The organism is Rhodanobacter sp. OR92 (assembly GCF_000427545.1).
Classification (GTDB): domain Bacteria; phylum Pseudomonadota; class Gammaproteobacteria; order Xanthomonadales; family Rhodanobacteraceae; genus Rhodanobacter; species Rhodanobacter denitrificans.
This window is the reverse complement of sequence record NZ_KE386556.1, coordinates 226185-248312: the sequence shown is the minus strand read 5'-3', so window position 1 is coordinate 248312 and position 22128 is coordinate 226185. Positions and strand designations below refer to the sequence as shown.

The 22128-nt window shown below is 70.4% G+C and carries 20 protein-coding genes; 12 read left to right on the top strand and 8 right to left on the bottom strand.

What is annotated here, in order from left to right; all coding sequences use genetic code 11:
• The first annotated feature begins 266 nt into the window (after positions 1–266).
• From RHOOR92_RS0112840 to ilvA, 5 genes are all read left to right on the top strand, one after another.
• Positions 267–1982, top strand: coding sequence for a dihydroxy-acid dehydratase (locus tag RHOOR92_RS0112840; RefSeq protein ID WP_027490417.1), 1716 nt, complete (start codon positions 267–269; stop codon positions 1980–1982).
• Positions 1979–2986 carry a ketol-acid reductoisomerase gene (ilvC, locus tag RHOOR92_RS0112835; RefSeq protein WP_027484127.1) on the top strand — a complete coding sequence of 336 codons (1008 nt, stop codon included), beginning with the start codon at positions 1979–1981 and terminating at the stop codon, positions 2984–2986. Before RHOOR92_RS0112840 ends, ilvC begins: the two co-directional genes overlap by 4 nt.
• 210 nt (positions 2987–3196) lie before the next feature.
• A complete protein-coding gene (gene ilvB / locus RHOOR92_RS0112830; RefSeq protein ID WP_231378397.1) occupies positions 3197–4990 on the top strand; it encodes a biosynthetic-type acetolactate synthase large subunit in 1794 nt (597 codons plus the stop codon).
• 157 nt (positions 4991–5147) lie between these two features.
• Positions 5148–5396 (top strand): acetolactate synthase small subunit, encoded by a 249-nt coding sequence (ilvN, locus tag RHOOR92_RS0112825; protein ID WP_007513591.1) that lies wholly within the window; start codon positions 5148–5150, stop codon positions 5394–5396.
• Positions 5393–6946, top strand: a complete 1554-nt coding sequence (gene ilvA, locus RHOOR92_RS0112820; protein WP_051281218.1) for a threonine ammonia-lyase, biosynthetic — start codon at positions 5393–5395, stop codon at positions 6944–6946. Before ilvN ends, ilvA begins: the two co-directional genes overlap by 4 nt.
• A 34-nt stretch (positions 6947–6980) precedes the next feature.
• On the opposite strand, the gene RHOOR92_RS0112815 is transcribed toward ilvA, so the two are convergent.
• Positions 6981–8129 (bottom strand): GGDEF domain-containing protein, encoded by a 1149-nt coding sequence (locus RHOOR92_RS0112815; RefSeq protein ID WP_007513587.1) that lies wholly within the window; start codon positions 8127–8129, stop codon positions 6981–6983.
• 249 nt (positions 8130–8378) lie between these two features.
• On the opposite strand from RHOOR92_RS0112815, the gene ubiA reads away from it, so the two are divergent.
• Positions 8379–9308: a 4-hydroxybenzoate octaprenyltransferase gene (gene ubiA / locus RHOOR92_RS0112810; RefSeq protein ID WP_027490414.1), complete on the top strand. Its 930-nt coding sequence runs from the start codon at positions 8379–8381 to the stop codon at positions 9306–9308.
• A gap of 60 nt (positions 9309–9368) precedes the next feature.
• On the opposite strand, the gene RHOOR92_RS0112805 is transcribed toward ubiA, so the two are convergent.
• The 4 genes from RHOOR92_RS0112805 to RHOOR92_RS0112790 form a co-directional block, all read right to left on the bottom strand.
• Positions 9369–10652 carry a hypothetical protein gene (locus RHOOR92_RS0112805; protein WP_231378390.1) on the bottom strand — a complete coding sequence of 428 codons (1284 nt, stop codon included), beginning with the start codon at positions 10650–10652 and terminating at the stop codon, positions 9369–9371.
• 144 nt (positions 10653–10796) lie between these two features.
• The gene (locus RHOOR92_RS0112800; protein ID WP_027490412.1) at positions 10797–11321 is read right to left on the bottom strand and encodes a PspC domain-containing protein; all 525 of its coding nucleotides are present in this window, start codon (positions 11319–11321) and stop codon (positions 10797–10799) included.
• Positions 11309–11644 carry a PadR family transcriptional regulator gene (locus RHOOR92_RS0112795; RefSeq protein ID WP_027484120.1) on the bottom strand — a complete coding sequence of 112 codons (336 nt, stop codon included), beginning with the start codon at positions 11642–11644 and terminating at the stop codon, positions 11309–11311. Before RHOOR92_RS0112795 ends, RHOOR92_RS0112800 begins: the two co-directional genes overlap by 13 nt.
• A 48-nt stretch (positions 11645–11692) precedes the next feature.
• Positions 11693–12415: a ComF family protein gene (locus RHOOR92_RS0112790; RefSeq protein WP_027490411.1), complete on the bottom strand. Its 723-nt coding sequence runs from the start codon at positions 12413–12415 to the stop codon at positions 11693–11695.
• Between the two features lie 145 nt (positions 12416–12560).
• Between RHOOR92_RS0112790 and RHOOR92_RS0112785 the strand changes: the two genes are divergently transcribed.
• The 6 genes from RHOOR92_RS0112785 to bioC all read left to right on the top strand — a co-directional run bounded on the left by RHOOR92_RS0112785 (position 12561) and on the right by bioC (position 19526).
• Positions 12561–14540 carry a multicopper oxidase domain-containing protein gene (locus RHOOR92_RS0112785; RefSeq protein WP_027490410.1) on the top strand — a complete coding sequence of 660 codons (1980 nt, stop codon included), beginning with the start codon at positions 12561–12563 and terminating at the stop codon, positions 14538–14540.
• Between the two features lie 156 nt (positions 14541–14696).
• Positions 14697–15740 (top strand): biotin synthase BioB, encoded by a 1044-nt coding sequence (bioB, locus tag RHOOR92_RS0112780; RefSeq protein ID WP_027490409.1) that lies wholly within the window; start codon positions 14697–14699, stop codon positions 15738–15740.
• Positions 15727–16932, top strand: coding sequence for an 8-amino-7-oxononanoate synthase (gene bioF, locus RHOOR92_RS0112775; protein WP_007513571.1), 1206 nt, complete (start codon positions 15727–15729; stop codon positions 16930–16932). Before bioB ends, bioF begins: the two co-directional genes overlap by 14 nt.
• Before the next feature lie 28 nt (positions 16933–16960).
• On the top strand, positions 16961–17869 hold the full coding sequence (locus RHOOR92_RS0112770) for a sulfurtransferase (RefSeq protein WP_007513569.1): 909 nt from the start codon (positions 16961–16963) through the stop codon (positions 17867–17869).
• Positions 17866–18651 (top strand): pimeloyl-ACP methyl ester esterase BioH, encoded by a 786-nt coding sequence (gene bioH, locus RHOOR92_RS0112765; protein ID WP_007513567.1) that lies wholly within the window; start codon positions 17866–17868, stop codon positions 18649–18651. Before RHOOR92_RS0112770 ends, bioH begins: the two co-directional genes overlap by 4 nt.
• Positions 18648–19526: a malonyl-ACP O-methyltransferase BioC gene (gene bioC / locus RHOOR92_RS0112760; protein ID WP_027490408.1), complete on the top strand. Its 879-nt coding sequence runs from the start codon at positions 18648–18650 to the stop codon at positions 19524–19526. The genes bioH and bioC overlap by 4 nt, the downstream gene beginning before the upstream one ends.
• 49 nt (positions 19527–19575) lie before the next feature.
• Here the strand turns inward: bioC and RHOOR92_RS0112755 are convergent, their stop codons facing one another.
• From RHOOR92_RS0112755 to RHOOR92_RS0112745, 3 genes are all read right to left on the bottom strand, one after another.
• Complete coding sequence (locus tag RHOOR92_RS0112755; protein ID WP_007513564.1) at positions 19576–20397, bottom strand: transporter; 822 nt, start codon at positions 20395–20397, stop codon at positions 19576–19578.
• A gap of 90 nt (positions 20398–20487) precedes the next feature.
• Positions 20488–21237, bottom strand: a complete 750-nt coding sequence (locus RHOOR92_RS0112750; RefSeq protein WP_027490407.1) for a hypothetical protein — start codon at positions 21235–21237, stop codon at positions 20488–20490.
• A gap of 305 nt (positions 21238–21542) precedes the next feature.
• Complete coding sequence (locus RHOOR92_RS0112745) at positions 21543–22124, bottom strand: DNA-3-methyladenine glycosylase I (protein WP_027490406.1); 582 nt, start codon at positions 22122–22124, stop codon at positions 21543–21545.
• Positions 22125–22128 lie beyond the last annotated feature (4 nt).

The following is a 22128-nucleotide window of genomic DNA, read 5'->3' as shown; positions in this document are numbered from 1 at the left end:
CTGCGCGTCTTCGGCGCCGGACGGTTCGTGCCCGCCGCGATGGCGCCGACTCCCGTTCCGTCCCGCCACCTCCCTGGCGCGCAGGGGGCGCTCTTCTTCCTTTCGATCAGCTCCACCGCAAGCACTCGCCCCTCATCCGCCCCTTCGGGGCACCTTCATTCGGGCCATCCCCGGCCCTCACCCTGCGGGCGGCTGGCGCCGTGCAAATCGGCTTTCCTGCCGATTTGTCCCCCCGTCAAGGGACTTTGTCCTTCGGAGCTTTCCCCATGCGCAGTGACCTGATCAAGAGCGGCCCGGACCGCGCCCCCGCTCGCGCTATGCTGCGCGCCACCGGCCTGGACGATGCGGCGCTGAAGAAGCCGCTGGTGGCGGTGGTGCACACCTGGTCGGACGTGTCGCCATGCAACCTCAACCTGCGCGAGCTGGCGCAGGCGGCGATGGCAGGCGTGCGCGCCGCCGGCGGCACGCCGGTGGAGTTCAACACCATCGCGGTCACCGACGGCATCGCCATGGGCACGCCGGGCATGCGCTATTCGCTGGTCAGCCGCGAGGTGATCACCGACTCGATCGAGGCGGCGGTGGAAGGCCACCTGTGCGACGCCATGGTGGTGCTGTGCGGCTGCGACAAGACCATTCCCGCCGCAGCGATGGCGATGGCGCGGCTGGACATCCCCGCGGTGGCGCTCTACGGCGGCACCATCGCGCACGGCCTGCACAGGAACCGGCCGATCACCATCCAGCAGGTGTTCGAGGCGGTGGGCGCGCACGGCGCCGGCACCATCGACGACGCCGAGCTGCGCCAGGTGGAGTGCGACGCCTGCGGCGGCGCCGGCGCCTGCGGCGGCCAGTTCACCGCCAACACCATGGCGATGGTGCTGACCACGCTGGGGCTGTCGCCGATGGGGCTGAACGACATTCCCGCCACCCACCCGGACAAGCTCGCCGCCGCTCGCCGCTGCGGCGAGCTGGTGATGGATTGCCTGCGCCAGGGCCGCACGCCGCGTGCCCTGATCAGCCGCACCGCGATGCACAACGCCGCGCGCATGGTTGCGGCCACCGCCGGCTCCACCAACGCGGTGCTGCACCTGCTCGCGATCGCCCGCGAGGCCGGCGTGGAATGGTCGCTGGAGGATTTCCAGCCGGCCACCGAAAGCACCCCGGTGATCGCCGACCTGCTGCCCGGCGGCCGCTACACCGCGGTGGAGATGTTCGACGCCGGCGGCGCCGCGCGCGTGGCGCAGGAGCTGATCGCCGCCGGCATGCTGGAGGACGCCGCCACCGTCACCGGCCGCAGCCTGTTCGCCGAAACCGCCGCGGCGCCGCGCGTCGCGCAGCAGCGGGTGATCCATCCGGTCGTCGCACCGCTGAAGCCGCGCGGCGGCTACTCCATCCTCTACGGCAACCTGGCGCCGGACGGCTGCATCCTGAAGATCCCCGGCAAGCACAGCGCCGGCCACGGCGGCACCCGCTTCGAGGGCAGCGCCCGCGTGTTCGAGAGCGAGGAGGCCGCCTTCGCCGCCGTGCAGGAAGGCCGTATCGCGAAGGGCGACGTGGTGGTGATCCGCAACGAAGGCCCGGCCGGCGGCCCCGGCATGCGCGAGATGCTCGGCGTCACCGCCGCGCTGATCGGCCGCGGCCTCGGCGACGACGTGGCGCTGATCACCGACGGTCGTTTCTCCGGCGCCACCCACGGCTTCATGGTCGGCCACATCGCCCCGGAAGCCGCCCGCGGCGGCCCGATCGCGCTGCTCGCCGACGGTGACCGCATCCGCATCGACGCGCTCGCCCGCGAAATGTCCACCGACGCCGACCTCGCCGCGCGCCGCGCGCGGTGGCAACCGCCGGCGCCGAAAGTCAGTCGCGGCGTGCTGGCCAAGTTCGCCCTGCTGGTGGGCTCGGCTTCCGACGGCGCCACCACGCAACCCGCCAACCCTGCCCCACGCCCTACCACCACCGCATCCAACCAGGGAGTCACCGCATGAGCCACCACACCCTCGCCTCATCCCGCATCGCCGTGCTCGGCTACGGCAGCCAGGGCCGCGCGCACGCGCTCAACCTGCGCGACTCCGGCCTCGACGTCGTGGTCGGCCTGCGCCCGAACGGCCCGACCTGGCACAAGGCCAAGGCCGACGGCTTCACTGTCGCCGAGCCGGCCGAGGCGGTGAAGGGCGCCGACCTGGTCGCCGTGCTCACCCCCGACATGGTGCAGCCCGCGCTGTACAAGGAAGCGATCGAGCCGAACCTCAAACCCGGTGCGGCACTCCTGTTCGCGCACGGCTTCAACGTGCACTTCGGACAGATCACGCCGCGCGCGGACATCGACGTGATCCTGGTCGCGCCGAAAGGTCCCGGCGCGCTGGTGCGCAGCGAGTACGAGCGCGGCCGCGGCGTGCCGTGCATCTGGGCCGTGCACCAGGACGTCAGCGGCCACGCCGAGGCGAAGACGAAGGGCTACGCCGACGGCATCGGCGGCAGCCGCGCGATGCTCATCCAGACCGACTTCAAGGAAGAGACCGAGACGGATCTGTTCGGCGAACAGGCGGTGCTGTGCGGCGGCGCCAGCGAGCTGGTGACCAAGGGCTTCGAGACCCTGGTCGAGGCCGGCTACCAGCCGGAGATCGCCTATTACGAGGTGATGCACGAGCTGAAGCTGATCGTCGACCTGTTCTACGAGGGCGGCCTGGCCAAGATGCTGCAGTTCGTCTCCGAGACCGCGCAGTACGGCGACTACGTCAGCGGCCCGCGCATCGTCGATGCCGGCACCAAGGCGCGCATGAAGGGGGTGCTCAGCGACATCCAGGACGGCACCTTCGCGAAGAACTGGATCGCCGAATACCAGGCCGGCCTGCCGAACTACAAGCGCCTGAAGCAGGCCGACCTCGAGCATCCGATCGAGGTGGTCGGCGCGAAGCTGCGCGCACGGATGCCGTGGCTGCAGCCGAACACGCCGCCCGCCGCCGTCGCGCCGCTGAAGAAAGCCGGCTGACGCTCCCTGGCTCCTCCCCCTGCAATGAAGGGGAGGTTGGGAGGGGGTGACGCTTTTGACTTTTTACGGGCAAGAGCGACCCCTCCCCAACCCTCCCCTGCTGCGCAGGGGAGGGAGCACGACACCGAACTTGTGGGGATTTTCTTTGTGAATGCACAAGCACTGAAAGCCGAGACCACGACCGACCGGCACCCGCTGGCCGGCCACAGCATGAGCGGCGCCGAAGTGATCGTGCAGATACTCGCCGACGAGGGCGTCGACGTTCTGTTCGGCTACTCCGGTGGCGCGATCCTGCCGGTGTACGACGCGGTGTTCCGCTACAACGCCGGACACCCGCGCGCCGACGGCAGCGAACCGATGCCGTTGATCGTGCCGGCCAACGAGCAGGGCGCCGGCTTCATGGCGGCCGGCTACGCGCGCGCCTCCGGCAAGATCGGCGTGGCCATCGTCACCTCCGGCCCCGGCGCCACCAACATGGTCACGCCGGTACGCGACTCGATGGCCGATTCGATCCCGCTGGTGGTGATCTGCGGCCAGGTGGGCACCGCCGCGATCGGCAGCGACGCGTTCCAGGAGGCGCCGGTCAGCAACATCATGGGCGCCTGCGCCAAGCACGTGTTCCTGGTCACCGACGCGACGCAGCTGGAAGCGATCGTGCGTACCGCGTTCAGCCTGGCACGCAGCGGCCGGCCCGGTCCGGTGGTGGTGGACGTGCCCAAGGACGTGCAGAACACCGCGCTGGCCTGGCGCGGCGGCGGCGAGCTGGCGCTGGCCGGCTACCGCACGCGGCTGCGTGCGGTGGAGCAGTCGACGCTGAGCGACGCCGACTGCGCGACGTTCTTCCACGCACTGGTGCGGGCGCGGCGCCCGCTGATCTACGCCGGCGGCGGCGTGATCGCGGCGGAAGCGTCGGCCGCGCTGCGCGCCTTCGTCGACGCTTTCGGGCTGCCGGTCGCCACCACCCTGATGGGCCTGGGCGGCTTCGACAGCACCGACCCGCTGGCGCTGCACCTGCTCGGCATGCACGGCACCGCCTACGCGAACTACGCGGTGGAGGACTGCGACTTCGTGCTGGCGTTGGGCGCGCGCTTCGACGACCGCGTGGCCGGCGTACCGGACAAGTTCGCGCCGCGCGCGAAGTTCATCGCGCAGGTCGACATCGACCCGGCCGAGATCGGCAAGGTGAAGGCGGTCGACTGGCAGCACGTGGGGCCGCTGGTGCGCGCGCTGGAACGGCTCACCGCGTACGGCCGCGCGCACGGCCTGCGCCCCGAGCTGGACGCCTGGCATGCGCACGTGACGGAACTGAAACGCGTGCACGCGATGGCCTACGACCGCGCCAGCGCACTGATCCAGCCGTACGCAGTGATCGAGGCGATCAACCGCCACACACGGGGCCATGCCATCGTCAGCACCGGCGTCGGCCAGCACCAGATGTGGGCGGCGCAGTATTTCGACTTCCGCGCGCCACGGCATTGGCTCACCTCCGGCTCGATGGGCACGATGGGCTTCGGCCTGCCGGCGGCGATCGGCGCGCAATTCGCGCGGCGCGACGAGCTGGTGATCGACATCGACGGCGACGCCAGCATCCGCATGAACCTCGGCGAGCTGGAAACCGTCACCACCTACGAGCTGCCGATCAAGGTGGTGGTGCTGAACAACGTCGGCGACGGCATGGTGCGGCAGTGGCAGAAGCTGTACTTCAAGGGCCGCTTCGCGGCGTCGGACAAGAGCCTGCACAAGAAGGACTTCGTGCGCGCCGCGCAGGCCGACGGCTTCGGCTGGGCGCGGCGGCTGGAACGCGTGGACGAGCTGGAGGCGACGATTGCCGACTTCCTCGCCTACCCCGGCCCGGCCTTCCTGGAAGTGATGATCGACCCGGAGGCCGGCGTATATCCGATGGTTGGCCCCGGCGCCAGCTACGCGCAGATGATCACCGGCGACTTCATTCCCTCGCGCGCGGCGGCGGCCGCGGGCGAGGGCGCGACGTCACACATGTTCTGAGCTTTGGGCCTTTCCCTTCTCCCTCCGGGAGAAGGTGGCCCCCCCAAGGGCCGGCTGAGGGTACGGGCGGGCGTCAGCGCCTCGCTTCGCCCGTACCCTCACCCGCCTGTCGGCACCCTCTCCCGAAGGGAGGGGGACTCACCCACGGAGTCCCGTCATGAACCACACCTTGTCCATCCTGTTACAGAACGAAGCCGGCGCGCTGGTGCGCGTGGCCGGGCTGTTCGCCGCGCGCGGCTACAACATCGACACGCTGACCGTGGCGGCCACGCACGATCCCGCCGTCTCGCGGCTCACGCTGAGCCTGCAATGCGACGACGCGGCGCTCGGCCAGATCCTGCAGCAGACGCGCAAGCTGGTCGACGTGCTGCAGGTGGCGCATCCGGCTGCCGCGCTCGCGGCATGAACGCCGTCGCCCCGCTCGTCGACGACGATCACGCCGACCTGCTGGCGCAGATCCGTGCCGCGCGCGTCTACGAGGTGGCGCAGGTCTCCGCGCTGGAACCGGCGCCGCTGCTCGGCGAGCGGCTGGGCCGGCCGGTGCTGCTGAAGCGCGAGGACCAGCAAAGCGTGTTCTCGTTCAAGCTGCGCGGCGCGTACAACCGCATGGTGCAGCTGGACGCGGCGCAGCGCGCGCGCGGCGTGGTCGCCGCTTCCGCCGGCAACCACGCGCAGGGCGTGGCGCTGGCCGCGGCGAAGCTGGGCATCCGCGCCACCATCGTGATGCCGGTGACCGCGCCGCAGCTGAAGGTGGACGCGGTGCGCCGCTTCGGCGGGGCGATGGTGGACGTCGTGCTGGCCGGCGATTCCTACAGCGACGCGCAGGCGGCGGCCGCGCAGCTGCAGGCCGAACGCGGCGCGGTGTTCGTGCACCCGTTCGACGACCCGGCGGTGATCGCCGGCCAGGGCACGGTGGCGCTGGAGATCCTGCTCCAGCACCCGGGTCCGTTGGAGGCGGTGTTCGTGCCGGTCGGCGGCGGCGGCCTCGCCGCCGGCGTGGCCGCGTGCATCAAGGCGCTGCGGCCCGCGGTACGGGTGATCGGCGTGCAGGCGGCGGACTCGGACGCGATGGCGCGCTCGCTCGACGCCGGCGAGCGTGTCGTGTTGGACGAGGTCGGCCTGTTCGCCGACGGCACCGCGGTGAAGCAGGTCGGCGCGCTGACCTTCGCGCTGTGCCGGCAGCATGTGGACGCGATGCTGCGGGTGGATGCCGACGCGGTCTGCGCGGCGATCCGTGACATCTACCAGGACACCCGCAGCGTGCCCGAACCCGCTGGCGCGCTGGCGCTGGCCGGGCTGAAGCAATACGCCGCCGCGCACGGCGGCGGCGCGGGCGCGCTGGTGGCGATCGTCTCCGGCGCGAACATGAATTTCGACCGCCTGCGCTTCGTCGCCGAGCGTGCCGAGCTGGGCGAGCAGCGCGAGGCGGTGTTCGCGGTGACCATCCCGGAGGAGCGCGGCAGCTTCCGCCGCTTCTGCGCCGCGCTGGGCCGGCACGCCATCACCGAGTTCAACTACCGCATCGGCGACGCGCGCTCGGCGCACATCTTCGTGGGCGTGCGCATCGCCCGCCGCGGCGAGCGCGAAGCACTGGCCGCCGCGTTCCGCGCGCAGGCGTTCGAACTGCTCGACCTCACCGACGACGAGCTGGCCAAGCTGCACCTGCGCCACATGATCGGCGGCCGTTCGCCGCTGGCACGGGACGAGCGGCTGTACCGCTTCGAGTTCCCCGAGCGTCCCGGCGCGCTCACCGACTTCCTCGGGCGGCTGCACCCGGACTGGAACGTCAGCCTGTTCCACTACCGCAACCACGGCGCCGACCACGGCCGCATCCTGGTTGGCCTGCAGGTGCCGGCGGCCGAGCTGCCGCTGCTGCGGCAGTTCCTGGCCGCGCTTGGCTATCCGCATGTGGACGAGAGCGCGCACCCGGCCTACCGACGGCTGCTGCGCAGCTGAGCGCGCATCGCCGGCGCCGTGCGCCCGCGGCCGCTCAGAACAGGTCGATGCTGCCGGCCGCCATCTCCCGCCCGAGCAGGCCGCGCGCGCTCAGGCTCTCGTAGCCGCAGGTGCCGTTGCGGCCGTGCTGCTTGGCGTAGTACAGCGCCTTATCGGCGCGATCCAGCGCGCTGGCCGGGTAATCGTGGCGACCGACGCCGGCGTAGCCGATGCTGACGGTGACACTGCCCACCTGCGGGAACACGTGCTCGGCGATGCGCTGGCGGAAACGCTCCAGCACGGCGTGCACGATGCCCTCGCTGGCCGCGCCGAACAGGATCACGAACTCCTCGCCGCCGAAGCGGAACAGCACGTCGCTGCGGCGGAAGCAGGCACGCATCTGCTGCGCCAGCAGCAGGATCACCTCGTCGCCGTAGATGTGCCCGTAGGTGTCGTTGATGCGCTTGAAGTGGTCGATGTCGAGGATCGCCAGCCACACTTGCGGTGGCTCCGCGGCGGGCTCGCCGGGCGCTGCGCGTGCCGGCGGCAGCACGCGCAGCGTCTGCTCGTGCTGGTGCAACAGCCGCTGCAACTGGCGTTCGAGGCTGCGCCGGTTGTACAGGCCGGTCAGCTTGTCGTGTTCGCTTTCGTGCAGCAGCACGGTGTAGTTGGCGTAGATGCGCGCAAAGCCCTCGGTGAGCGACCGGCTGGCAGCCGGCGGCAGGTCGCTGTCCAGCTGCAGCGCGCCGATCGCGCGGCCGTCGCACAGGATCGGCACGACCAGTCGATGCAGGCCCTGCACCGTTTCCGTCTGCACGTCCAGCCGGTGCATGCAGCGGTGCAGCAGCTTCAGCGCCGGATCGATAGCGTCCGGGTCGTCCGCCTGCAGGCGATAGACGCCCTGCGCGTCCGGCGTGCAACACATGATGGCCTCCACGTAGGCGCCGTCGAGCGCCCGCTTGGCCAGCACCACCCGCCGCGCTGCGGTCAGTTCGGCCAACGACAGCACCAGGCTGTGGTCGAGCGCGGCGATGTCGCGGTGGTGGGTGAACGAGGCCACCGAATCGAGCAGGCGCGAGTGCACGAAGGAATCGGCCACCGCCGATTCCGCCGCTGGCGCGGGCGCGCCGGCGATGGCGTCATCGGGCGGCAGCGCGTCGGGCGACAGCGCAAGGTCCTCTTCGCTGGCTTCGTATCCGGCCATCGACGCTCCAGGCACCGACGGCGTCCGGCGTCGTGCGGCGCATGCTTGGCGTTACCACGAACGGTAGCGCTCGTCAGCCTTATCGGCCGCGGCAGGGCGGACTTTAGAACTACCGCGCGGTTCGCCGAGGCACGGCGCGCTAGACTTTGCCGCATGGTTCCCCCATCCCGCCAACGCCAGCGGCACCGCGCCGCGCCTTCCTCCGCCGCCCGGCCACGGCCCGGCACCGCGAACCCCGCCGCCCGGGCGATGCAGCCGGCGGACAGCTCGACCCGTGCCACGCGGGTGCTGGACTGGCTGATGTGCCGGCTGCCGGCGCGCCATCGCGCGAAGGCGCGCGACTACCTGGTGCTGACCCGGATGGATCGCCCGATCGGCGCGCTGCTGCTGCTGTGGCCAACCTGGTGGGCGCTGTGGCTGGCAGCCGGCGATTTCCCGCCGTGGCAGCCACTGCTGATCTTCACTCTCGGCGTGTTCGCGATGCGCGCGGCCGGCTGCGCGATCAACGACTACGCCGACCGCCAGCTCGATCCGCTGGTGGAGCGCACCGCCGGGCGGCCGATCGCCAGCGGGCGGGTGACGCCACGCGAGGCGCTGGTGGTATTCGCCACGCTGCTGGCGTTCTCCTTCGTGCTGGTGCTGTTCACCAACGCGCTGACCATCCGGCTGGCGTTCGCCGGCGCCGCGCTGGCGGCGATCTACCCGTTCACCAAGCGCTGGACCTACCTGCCGCAGGTGGTGCTGGGCGCCGCATTCGGCTGGTCGATCCCGATGGCATTCGCCGCGGTGACGCACACGGTACCGCCGCTGGGCTGGCTGCTGTTCATCGGCAACATCCTGTGGGCGGTGATCTACGACACCGAGTACGCGATGGTCGACCGCGACGACGACCGCAAGGTCGGCGCGAAATCCACCGCGATCCTGTTCGGCGACGCCGACCTGCCGATCCTCGGCATGCTGATGGGCACCTTCCTGCTGGCGATGCTGTTCGTCGGCCGGCGTGCCGCGCTGGGCTGGCCGTACTGGCTGGCGCTGCTGGCCGCCGCCGGCCTGTTCGGCTGGCAGCTGTGGCTGATCCGCGCGCGCGCCCGCGACGCCTGCCTGGCCGCGTTCCGCCACAACAACTGGCTGGGGCTGGCGCTGTGGATCGGCATCGTGCTGGCGCTGGCGGTGCATTGAGAAGGCACCGGATCGGCGTCAGCGGTCAGCGGTCAGCGGTCAGCGGTCAGCGGTCAGCGGTCAGCGAGGATGCTGCACCAGCACGTAGCTTCCGGGCTTCGTCGCCGGCGCGGCGGACCAGCCCGGCGCCAGCTCGATGGTCCAGCCCTTGCCTGCGAGACGCGGGCCCTTGATCGTCATCGGGACGGGCAGCGCGGCGCGGCTGAAATCCGCTGCCACCAGCACGCCGCCCGCTTGCACATCCAGGGTGCCCCACCGCGCGATGGCGTGGAACGTGCGGTAGACGATGCCGTCCGCGCCCAGCGCCACCGCGGTGCTGGGATTGAAACTGAAGCGCCCCAGCGCAGTCAGCGCAAGCGTCGGCCCGTCGACCAGGGCGGCGCGGTAATGCGCCTGCATGGCTTTCTCGCGGGCGGCGCGATCCGCCAGCACCACGCGTAGCCCGCTGGCACCATAGGTCGCGGCACGCGACTCGGCCGACGCTTCCGCGTTGCCGTGTAGCGTCGATGCCAGCATCGCGCCAAGGTCGGAACGCTCGTCGAGCGTCTTGCGCCATCCCGGCATGCGCTCGTCCAGCAACAGGCCGTAGGCCGGTCCCGACATGAAGGCGGAAATGCGCGAGAAGGAACTCTCGACATCGGGATGGAGGAGATCGGCCGCCGTGTGCCAGCGCGCCGCCGCGGCATCCGGCTCCGCCACCACGATGCCGGTGTATTGGGCGGTGCCCTCCGTGATCTCCATGGCGGCTTCCGTTGCCGCCGCGCCGGGGAACAGCGTGTGGCGCCGGTCGCGGAAGGCCAGGGCGTCGCGGATCGCCTGCGTCTGCGCATCGCCCGATTCGATCAGGGCGGCGGCGAGCGCGCGCCACTCCAGCCGCAGCCACAATCGCCCCTGCTCGGCGTCGAGTTGCGGGTTCGCCGTGGCGTTCGCCGCGAGATGCAGCTGCGGCTGGATGCGGTGGAACATCTCGTGCGCCAGAGTAATCGAGCGCGTCAGTGCATCCTCGGGCAAGGCCGGCAACCTCAGCTGCGTCCAGCGCACGCCCTCCCATTCCGTGGGCGCGTCCGAAAGGACCACGTCCTCGGGCAGCGTGCCGACATAGACCCCGTCCGCAGGCCGCAGCAGATGCCGCGGATCCGGCTGGTTGGCGATGACGGCCCGCGTCGCGGGGATCACCAGCAGCATCCGGCCGTAGAGCGGGATGCCCCACAGGCGGCCGTCGTCCCTGGCGGAGACGCTTTGCGCATCCGCGAAGACGGCTTTCGCCTGCGCTATCTCGGTTGGCGCAGGCGACGCGGCCAGCGCCAGGGTCGGCGCAAGCAGGAAAAAAACCAGCGACGCCACGCGTGCCGATCCGCGAATCCGCCTTGCTACCGACATGGCAAACCTCCTCATTCCATCACTGCCGACACGCCGCGAGCACAAGGCGAGTCCTCGTCACTGGCCTGATCCGCCCTGGCCGCGCCACCCTGTCCGGTCTCGCATCGCCTACGGCGACAAACGGCACATGTCCTCGTAATCGTCGCGCGTCCGGAGTACCGGCAGTGCGAGCACCAGGGCGAGGTAGACCAGCGCCATCATGCCGCCGGTGAAAACCGTCGCCAGGATGAAGATGGTCCGCACCCAGTCGACGCGGACGCCCGAACGTGCCGCCAGTCCGGTGCAAACGCCGCCGATCCACTTGTCTTGCTCGATGCGGCAAAACCGCCAGGGCCGCATCGGCGGCGGGCGGCGGGCATGGCCGTTGTCGCTGCCGGGATCGACCGTGCCGACTTGCCCCAGCACCGAATCGACTTCGTGGCCGGCGATGACCCGCCCGCCGGCATGCGGCAACACCGCGAGTTTTTCGCCGATCGATTGCTCGAGGTCGCGGAGTATTTCCTCGCGATCGGGATCGCGCGCCAGCCCCGCACGCGCGCGCTCGAAGTAGCGGCGCAAGGATCCGTAGCCATCCTCGTCCAGTTGGAACGCCGTCGTGTGACCGCTCAGGCCGACATGGATCATGGTTTGCATGGTGGTGTACCCAGTTCGTCGATGAGACGCGTCAAGGACTTCCAGTACGTCCGGAACGCGGCCAGTTGCCTGCGGCCGTTCGGCGTGAGCCGGTAATACTTCCGCGGCGGGCCGCTTGCGGATTCCTGCCACTCGTAATCCAGCAAGCGTTCGCGCCGCATCCGGCTCAGGAGCGGATACAGGGTGCCCTCGCTGGTGGCGAACTCGGTACCGCCCAGGCGCTGCAGGATGTCGGCGGCATAGGCCCTTCCCGACGAAACGACGGCCAGCACCACGAACTCCAACAGCCCCTTGCGCAACGCGCCGGACTTGCCTGCATCCATCTCACGCACTACCTTTTTTGAAAAAGGTACTTGTGCCTAAACTTGAAGTCAAGGCGCCCGCGGCGACGGCGCCCGCGCCAGCGCCCACACGTCCACCCGCTGCACGCCGGCGCGGCGCAGCACGCGGGCGCATTCGGCGAGGGTGGCGCCGGTGGTCATCACGTCGTCGAGGATCGCCACGTGCGCGGGCAGTGCCACGCCTTCGCGCAGGGCGAACGCGCCATGCACGTTGCGGCGGCGGGCGAGCGCGTCGAGTTCGGTCTGCGCCGCGGTGGAACGCCGGCGCAGCAGCGCATCGTGCCGCAGCGGCACGCCGGATGCGCGCGCCAGCGAGCGGGCCAGCTCCAGCGCCTGGTTGTAGCCGCGCCGGCGCAGGCGGCTGCGATGCAGCGGCACGGCCAGCAGCAGCTGCGGCAGCCGCAGCGGGCACGGCTCGCGCTGCCACAGTTGCGACAGCACGCGCCCGGCGGCGAGGTCGGCGGAAAACTTGTAGCGCGACTCCAGCCGGTCCAGCGGCCAGCCGTAGCGGAACGGCGCCCACGCCGCGTCCCACGGCGGCCGGTGGCGCTGGCACTCGCCGCACAGCGCTGCCGGCACGGCCAGCGGCAGCGCGCAACGCGCGCAGCAGCTGCGGTTGCGCGGCAGCTCGGCGGCGCAGTCGGCGCACAGATCCATCTCGTCGGCGCCGGGCGCGCCGCACAGCAGGCAGCGCCGCGGCAGCAGCCATCGCTGCAGCGCGTGCCAGGGTTGCAGCCGACTTGGCCGATCCATGCGTCCTCCCCGTTCGTCGCTCGGGATGGTAGCGGCAAGTCGCCCGCGAGTATCGCCCGGTGCCACCGTGGCGACGTACACTCGGGCGTCGTCGCGCCGCGACGTCCGATTCCGCCCGCCACTTCATCCACTCAGAGAGGTTCCCATGTCCGTGCCCGACAGCGGCAAGCCCGCTCCTTCCACCTGGCCGGCGGTAGCCGGCACCGCGCTGCGCGTGGCGTTCGGCCTGATCTGGGCCGTGAGCGCCGCGCTGACCTGGACCGCCGATTTCGCCAACCACTACGTAGGCTACCTGCACAACGCCGCGACCGGCCAGCCGGCTTGGTCGGGGTGGTGGTTCGAGCTGTGGATCGGCCTGGTGACGCCGCACGTGGGCTTTTTCGTATGGGCCACGCGCATCGCCGAGACCCTGCTGGCGCTGGCGCTGCTGCTGGGCTTCGCGCGCAAGATCACCTACGTGGTGGGCATCCTGTTCAGCCTGTTGATCTGGAGCACGGCGGAAGGCTTCGGCGGCCCGTACTCGGTGGGCGCCAACAACATCGGCGCGGCGATCAGCTACGTGCTGATCTTCGCGGCGCTGATCGTGATCAACCTGCGCTCGGGCCCCAGCCCGTACAGCCTGGACTACCTGATCGAGCGCCGCTGGCCGAGCTGGCGCCGGCTGGCCGACTGGAACGACACGCTGCCGCTGACCGAGGTGCACCCGCTGCCGTGGCGCGTACAGGGGCCGGCGCTGGCCGGCGTGCTGATCCTGGTGGCGCTGCTGCTGGCCGGCCTGCACAGCGCGTTGAACGTGAAATCGGCCAGCCCGCAGGCCGCGGCGGCCGCGGTGACGCCGCTGTCGCTGGCCTCCAGCCAACCCATCGGCAAGGCCCGCGACGCACGCCTGCCGCCGCTGCAGGAAGGCGGCAGCGTGGCAGTGGACATCGCCGTCTCCGACCAGAGCGTGGAAATCGCCAGCGGTGTGCAGTACCAGGCCTGGACCTTCGGCAAGAGCGTGCCCGGCCCGGTGATCCACGTGCGCCAGGGACAAACGGTCAACGTGAAGCTCACCAACCACGGCACCATGCAGCACTCGATCGACTTCCACAGCGCGATCACCCCGCCCAGCCTGCACTACGTGGACATCATGCCGGGCGAGTCGATCGCCTTCTCGTTCGTGGCCAAGGTGCCCGGTGCGTTCCTGTACCACTGCGGCACGCCGCCGGTGCTGCTGCACATCGGCAACGGCATGTACGGTGCGATCATCGTCGACCCGGCCACGCCGCTGCCGCCGGCCGCCGAGAGCTACGTGCTGGTGCAGGGCGAGTGGTACACCCAGCAGGTGTCGGGCAAGCTGATGGCCGGCAACTACGAGAAGATGCAGCAGATGCGCCCCGACGAGGTGGTGTTCAACGGTGCCGCGTTCCAGTACCGCGACCATCCGCTCACCGCCAAGCCCGGCGACCTGGTGCGCCTGTACGTGGTCAACGCCGGCCCCAGCCTGTGGAGTTCGTTCCACGTGATCGGCGCGATCTTCGACAAGGTCTATCCGGGCGGCAACCCGGCGCAGGCGATCGACGGCGTCTCCACCTGGAGCGTGGGTCCGGGCGAGGGCGCGGTATTCGACCTGAAGCTGGACGAGGCCGGCCACTATCCGTTCGTCGACCACGCCATGGCGCACATGCAGCTGGGTGCGCAGGGCGTGCTGCTGGTGGGCTCGCCCGACGAGGCCGCCGCCAAGCCGCCGGTGAGCAAGGCACCGGTCGCCGCCGCGCCCGCCACGCCGCCGCCGGCCGCCAGCGGTCCGTACACGTTCGACCCGGCCCGCGGCGCCTCGCTGTACGCCGCCAACTGCGCGGCCTGCCACCAGGCCACCGGCCTGGGCCTGCCCGGCGCCTTCCCGCCGCTGAAGGACAACGTGGCGGTGCAGGACGCCGACCCGGCCAAGCACATCGAGGTGATCCTGAAGGGCCTGCAGGGCCTGGTGATCAACGGCACCAGCTACCCCACCGCGATGCCGCCGTTCGCCGCCGCGCTGAACGACGCGGACATCGCCAACATCGCCAACCACGAGCGCAGTTCGTGGGGCAACCAGGGCAAGCTGATCACCGCCGACCAGGTGAAGGCCGCACGCGGCAAATAAGCCGGTGCGGATGCGTCGAGGAAGGGCGGCCTGCGGGCCGCCTTTCCGTTTCCGGCGCGGGCGCCAAGTTCACTTCGTCAACTGAACCGCCCTGCAAACAAGTTGACGACAGCGATCGGCCCACCCAAACTCGCGGCCTCTGCCACGGAGCCCGCCATGCCCGAAGCCGCCATCCGCCACGACTGGACGCGCACGGAAGTCGCCGCGCTGTTCGCGCTGCCGTTCAACGAACTGCTGCACCGCGCACACGGCGTGCATCGCCAGCATCACGACCCGAACGCGGTGCAGGTGTCGACCCTGCTGTCGATCAAGACCGGCGGCTGCCCCGAGGATTGCGCCTACTGCCCGCAGGCGGCGCGCTACGACACCGGCGTGGCCGCGCAGAAGCTGATGGACGTCGACGACGTGCTGGTCCACGCCCGCGCCGCCAAGGCCGCCGGCGCCAGCCGCTTCTGCATGGGCGCAGCCTGGCGCGGGCCGAAGGACCGCGACATTCCCAAGGTCGCCGCGATCGTGCGTGCGGTGAAGGAGCTGGGCCTGGAAACCTGCGCCACCCTGGGCCTGCTCGGCGACGGCCACGCGCAGGCATTGAAGGACGCCGGCCTCGACTACTACAACCACAACATCGATACCGCGCCGGAGTTCTACGGCGAGATCATCCACACCCGCGACTACCGCGATCGCCTGGAAACCCTGGAGCAGGTGCGCGACGCCGGCCTGAAGACCTGCTGCGGCGGCATCGTCGGCATGGGCGAGACGCGCGAGCAGCGCGCCGGCCTGCTGCAGGCGCTGGCCAACCTGCCCGAGCATCCGCACTCGGTGCCGATCAACCAGCTGGTGCCGGTGCCCGGCACGCCGCTGGGCGACGCCGAGCCGCTCGATCCGTTCGAATTCGTGCGCGCGATCGCGGTGGCACGGATCCTGATGCCACTGTCGATCGTGCGCCTGTCCGCCGGCCGCCAGCAGATGGACGACGCGGTGCAGGCGCTGTGCTTCTTCGCCGGCGCCGGCTCGATCTTCCACGGCGAGAAGCTGCTGACCACCGGCAACCCCGACGTGGAAGCCGATCGCGCGCTGTTCCGCCGGCTCGACCTGCATGCGATGGAAGTGGCCGAAGAGGTGGCTACCGTGCGCGCCGGCCTTCTTGAAAGCGACGCGGCCGGCTGCGGACAAGGCTGTGGCTGCAGTGCCGCGGCCTGATCTGCTCGAACGACTGGCCGTCCAGACGGCCGAACGCGAGCGCGCCGAACTGCGCCGCCGGCTGCGCACGATCGACCACGCCGACGGCCCGTGGCTGGAAACCGGCAGCCAGCGCCTGCTGGCATTCTGCAGCAACGACTACCTCGGCCTGGCGCAGCACCCGCAGCTGGTCGCCGCGCTCACCCGCGCGGCGCGTGAGGAAGGCGTCGGCAGTACCTCGGCGCACCTGATCTGCGGCCATCGCAGCGCGCACGCGGAACTGGAGGAAGCGCTGGCCGCCTGGACCGGGCGCGAGCGCGCGCTGCTGTTCTCCACCGGCTACCTGGCCAACCTCGGCGTGCTGCAGGCGCTGCTGGCGCGCGGCGACGTGTGCGTGCAGGACAAGCTCAACCACGCCTGCCTGCTCGATGGCGCCAGGCTCGGCGGCGCCGAACTGAAGCGCTATCCGCACGCCGACGTGGCCGCCGCCGCGCGCCAGCTGGCGGCGAACCCCGGCGCGGCGGCGTTGCTGGCCACCGACGGCGTGTTCAGCATGGACGGCGACGTCGCGCCGCTGCGCGCGCTGGCGCAGCTGTGCGCACTCGAGCGCGCCACCTTGATGGTCGACGACGCGCACGGCCTCGGCGTGCTCGGCGACGACGGCGCCGGCAGCCTCAGCGCGGCAAAGCTGGGCCAGCACGAGGTGCCGCTGCTGATGGCCACGCTGGGCAAGGCGCTCGGCTGCAGCGGCGCGTTCGTGGCCGGACCGGCCGCGCTGATCGACGGGCTGGTGCAGTTCGCGCGCCCCTACATCTACACCACCGCGATGCCGCCGGCGCTGGCCGCCGCCGCGCTGGAAGCGGTGCGGCTGGCGCAGAGCGAAACCTGGCGGCGCGACAAACTCAGCGTGCTGATCGGGCGTTTTCGCCGCGGCGCGGCCGAGCTCGGCCTGCCGCTGGCGGCCTCGCCCAGCGCGATCCAGCCGTTGCTGCTGGGCAGCGCCGACGCCGCGCTGGGGGCGGCGCAGGCACTCGAACGGCAAGGCCTGCTGGTAACCGCGATCCGTCCGCCGACGGTGCCCGCCGGCCAGGCGCGGCTGCGCATCACGCTGTCGGCGGCGCATGAGGAAATCCACGTCGACCGGCTGCTGGGCGCACTGGAAACACTGCATCTGCCGGCCGCGCTCCGGGTGCCCGGCGGCGACCACGTATAATCGCCGCCTGCTCCGCCGATTCCCCCGCATGTCGATCGTCAACATCTCCGCCTACAAGTTCATCAGCCTGGACGACCTGCCCGCGCTGCGCGAGCGGCTGCTCGCGCGCTGCGAAGCGCTGGCATTGAAGGGCACGATCCTGCTCGCGCCGGAGGGCATCAACCTGTTCCTCGCCGGCCGCCGCGCGCAGATCGACGGCTTCCTGGCCACGCTGCACGACGACCCGCGCTTCGCCGATGTCGCGCCGAGGGAGTCGTTGTCCGATGCGGTGCCGTTCGGCCGCCTGCGCGTGCGCCTGAAGCGCGAGATCATCACCATGCGCCAACCCGCGATCCGCCCCGAGGGCGGCCGCGCACCGGCGGTGGACGCGCCCACCCTGCAGCGCTGGCTGGACCAGGGCCGCGACGACGACGGTCGCGAGGTGCTGCTGCTGGATACCCGCAACGACTACGAGACCGCCGCCGGCAAGTTCGCGCAGGCGATCGACTACCGCCTCGCCAGCTTCACCGCCTTCCCCACCGCGATCGCTGCCGACCGCGCGCGCTACGAGGGCAAGACGGTGGTCTCGTACTGCACCGGCGGCATCCGTTGCGAGAAGGCCGCGCTGCACATGCAGGAGCTCGGCATGGCGCACGTCTACCAGCTCGACGGCGGCATCCTGAAGTATCTCGAACAGACCGGCGGCGCGCACTGGCAGGGCGACTGCTTCGTGTTCGACGGGCGTGGCGCCGTGGGGCCCAATCTGCTCCCGACAGGCGAACTCCCTCTCTCTTCCGGGGAGAGGGCTGGGGTGAGAGAAAACGCTGCCGAGAAACCGGCATCAGAGCGTGCTCTGAACCACGCGTTGGCAAGCCCCGGCCCCTCACCTCAATCCTCTCCCCGAGGGGGAGAGGAGGCGAACGCAAGAAGCGCGTTGCCTCATTGGAGCGGGGCATGAGCCTGTACGTCGACCGGCGCGGCCACGGCCCCGTCCCGCTGGTGCTGCTGCATGGCTGGGCGATGCACGGCGGCGTGCTGACGCCGCTGGTCGAGGCGCTGGAAAACCAATGCACGATATACGTGGTCGACCTGCCCGGCCACGGCCGCTCGCGCGACTGCGGCCTGCCGCTGGAACCGCATGCCTGCGCCGCGGCGATCGCCAAGCTCACGCCACCGGCGCTCTGGCTGGGCTGGTCGCTAGGCGGCACCATCGCGCTGACCGCCGCGCTGGAGCTGCCGCGGCAGGTGCGCGGGCTGGCCATGCTGTGCGCCACGCCGAAATTCGTGCGCGACGCCGGCTGGCCGCACGGCAGCGATGCCCAGCTGGTGCACCAGCTGGCCAGCGACCTGGAAACCGATTACCACGCCACCATCGAGCGCTTCCTGGCGCTGGAAGCGATGGGCAGCGCCGACCCGCGCGGCGAACTGCGCCACCTGCGCGAGCTGGTGTTCACGCACGGCGAACCCGACCTGCGCGTGCTGCAGGAAGGCATCCGCATCCTGGAAAGCAGCGACCGCCGCGCTGCCCTGCCCGACCTCGCCGTACGCAGTGCCTGGATAAGCGGCCGCCGCGACCGGCTGGTGCCGCCGCAGGCGATGGCCTGGTCGGCCAGCCAGTGCGGCGGCCAGTACACCGAGATTCCGCAGGCCGGCCACGCGCCGTTCTTCGGCCACGCCGATGCGGTGGCGCAAGCGCTGCAGCCGCTGCTGGCCCCCCTTTCCCTTGAGCAGGCGCGATGAGCGACTTCCAACTCGATCCCACCCAGGTGTGCCGCCACTTCGGCCGCGCCGCCAGCACCTACGAAAAGCACGACGCGCTACAGCGCGAAGTCGGCGATGCCCTGCTCGAACGGCTGGGCTTCTACCTGGAAACGCCGCTGCGCGTGGTCGACGTCGGCGCCGGCACCGGCCGCGGCAGCGCGCTGCTGAAGCAGAAATACCCCAAGGCCGAGGTGATCGCGGTAGACCTGGCGCTGCCGATGCTGCGCGCCGCGAAGCAGCACAGCAGCTGGCGCAAGCCGTTCCGCCGCGTGTGCGCCGAAGCCACCCGCCTGCCGCTGGCCGACCACAGCGTGGACGTGCTGTATTCCAACCTCTGCTTCCAGTGGGTCGACGACCTGCCGGCACTGTTCGGCGAGTGCATGCGCGTGCTCAAGCCCGGCGGCTTCATGGCGTTCTCCAGCTTCGGCCCGGACACCCTGATGGAACTGCGCGCGGCCTGGGCCGAGGCCGACCAGCAGCCGCACGTGGGCCGCTTCCTCGATATGCATGACGTCGGCGACGCGATGCTCAACGCCGGCCTGCGCGACCCGGTGCTGGACGTGTTCCGCTACACGCTGACCTACAGCGAGCCGCGCAAGCTGCTGGAGGAACTGCGGGGCCTGGGTGCCACCAATGCCGACCGCGCACGCGCACGCGGCCTCACCGGCAAGGGGCGCTATCGGCGCATGCTGGCCGCGTACGAGGCGATGCGCACGGACGGGCGCATCCCGGCCAGTTGGGAAGTGGTCAGCGCGCATGCCTGGGGCCCGCCCGTGGGCCAGCCGCGCCGCGTCCCCGGCGGCGAGATCGCCACCTTCTCGATCGACACGCTGCGCGGCTCGCGACGCAAATGACGCACGCCGACATGGCGGCGCCGTGTGCTCGCACACGGCGCCGGTTCGGTCAGAAGCTGTACTTCAGCGACGCGCCCACGCCGTAATCCGGACTGCCGTCGGCGAAGCCGGCGAGCGCGTAGGCCTGCACGCGCAGGCTGTCGTTGAACTTGTGGTTCCAGTAAGCGGCGATCTCGCTCTGCGAGGCGCCGGTATCGGCGATCCGCTCACGGTAGTAGTAGTACGCGCCGATGTTGTTGCTGGAGTTGAGCTTGTAGTCGGCACCGATGTTCGCATTGAAGCCGTTCTTCAGCTTGATGTACTGCGAGCTGCCGTATTTCATCCAGCCCACGCCGCCGAACGCGGTCCAGTCGCCGCTGACCTTGTAGGTATCCAGCGAGAGGCCGTAATCGTTCTTGCCGGTGCCCAGGCCCTTGTTCTCGTCGGCGGTGCCGAATTTCACCTTGCCGGTGAGGTCCAGCCCGAACGTGCGATCGGCGCTGCCGAACAGCTCATAGCCAGCCGACGCGGTGATATCGCCCAGGCCCGAGGCCGAACCGCTGGAGGTGGTGGTCGTGCCGCCGCCGTTGCCGCGGCCGCGCCCCTTCGGATTACCGTTCTTCACCTTGCCCACGCCGGGGATCACGTTGCCGGCACCGCTGATGTTGATGTACGGCACGACGAGCTTGAACGTCCAGCGGTCGGTCTGGTACGCCGCCGTCACCGGCACCGACCAGATGTCGGTGGTGGTGTCGGTGCCGTACTTGCCGCTGCTGTAGTCGGCGCCTGCCGAAAGGCTGAACCGGCCGCTGTCGGACGTGGCGGCATGTGCCGCCGGCGCACCGATCAGCAGTAGTCCGCCGACGATCATCCAGTGATGGGGGTTGCGCATGAATGGGGTTTCCTTGGTTGAAAGAGGATGGCAGCAGGCCCGGCATCGCACCGGGCCTGCATGGATGACTGCGTGCGGGGAAAGGCGGGCTCAGCCGCCCGGGCGACCGGCATGATCGGGATGTTCGGGGCGCTCCGGCCGGCTCGGACGATCGGGGCGATCCAGGCGAGCCGGGCGATCGGCTTTTGCCACATGCTCGGGCTTGCCCGGACGATCGACGCCGTGCACCTTGGCCAGTTCGACTTTTTCCACGTGAGCATGCGCGTGCCCGTCCGCGGCGGCGGCGCCGGCCGCCTTCGGCGAACGCATCACGTCGCCCAGCTTGAAACCGTCCGCCTTGGCGATCTGGCCCCAGCCTTCACCGGCGGCGCGCGCGGCGAGGATGCCGTCGAGCTTGATGCTGGTACCGTCGGCAAGCACCAGGGTGCCGCCGTTGAGCGCGGCCTGCATCTCGGCAGCGGTCGGATCGGTGATGCCCGCCTTGGCCAGACTGGCCTCGGCCAGCGACAGTGCGATCTTCACGTTGCCGTAGCCCATCTTGCCGGTGGCCGGCGTGAACGTGGTGCTCGCCGTGGTCGTGGTGCCGTCGGCGTTCTTGGTCACGTCGTCGAGCGTGACCGCACTGCCGTCGCGCAGCCCGCTGACCAGCGCCTGCGCGTTGGCATCCGAACCGGCGAACCCGGCGAACTCGGTGCTCAGCCGGGTCGACTCGTGGCTGGTGGTGCTGGTGGAGGTGGACGTATCGGTGGGCGTGGTGGTCTGCGCCATCGCCGGTGCGAGCGACAACGCGCCAAGCACCGCGGCACAGATCAGCGTGGATTGCAGAGGGCGGTATTTCATGGGATGGCTCCTGAGGATGCAACGATGGCGAAATGCCGACGAGACGACGTGGTGTGTTCCCTTACGCCCCTGTATCCGAATCCCGCCTCATGGCCACGGTTCGATTCGCATGCCACCGACGTCTCTGCGCGCATCTTTGCGCCGCACGCGCGCAGCACACAAGCGACGTCGCCGCGTTTGTTCAGCATGCGTTTCACGCACTGGACAACCGCCGTCCATCTTTGTCGCGATTGTGTGAACGGCTAGGCATTTCCGGCATCACGCCGCCGTGTCCGGCGCCGGACGAAACTTCTTTCGATGCCTGCCTAGCGCGACCCGCCGTGCCGGAAACAGCCGACCAGGTGATCGTCGATCATGCCGGTGGCCTGCAGCAGCGAGTAGCAGATGGTGCTGCCGACGAAGCGGAAGCCGCGCTTCTTCAGCGCCTTGCTCATGCGGTCGGACAACGCGGTGCTGGCCGGCACCTCGGCCGGGCGGCGCCAGCGGTTGCGCAGCGGCGTGCCGTCGACGAACGACCACAGATAGACGTCCAGACTGCCGAATTCATCGATTGCCTCCATGGCGGCGAGTGCGTTGGCGCGGGTGGACGAGACCTTCAGCCGGTTGCGGATGATGCCCGGATCGAGCAGCCGCTTTTCCAGTTCGCGATCGCTCATCGCGGCGACGCGAGCTATCTCGAAATCATGGAAGGCCTTGCGGTAGTTCTCGCGCTTGGCCAGCACGGTGCGCCACGACAGGCCAGCCTGGGCGCCCTCCAGGCAGAGGAACTCGAATAGGGCGCGGTCGTCGTGCAGCGGCGTGCCCCATTCGGTGTCGTGGTAGTCGCGCATCAGCGGGTCGTTGCCGGCGGCCCAGTGGCAACGCTGGAGCTCGGTGGTCTCGGTCATGGCT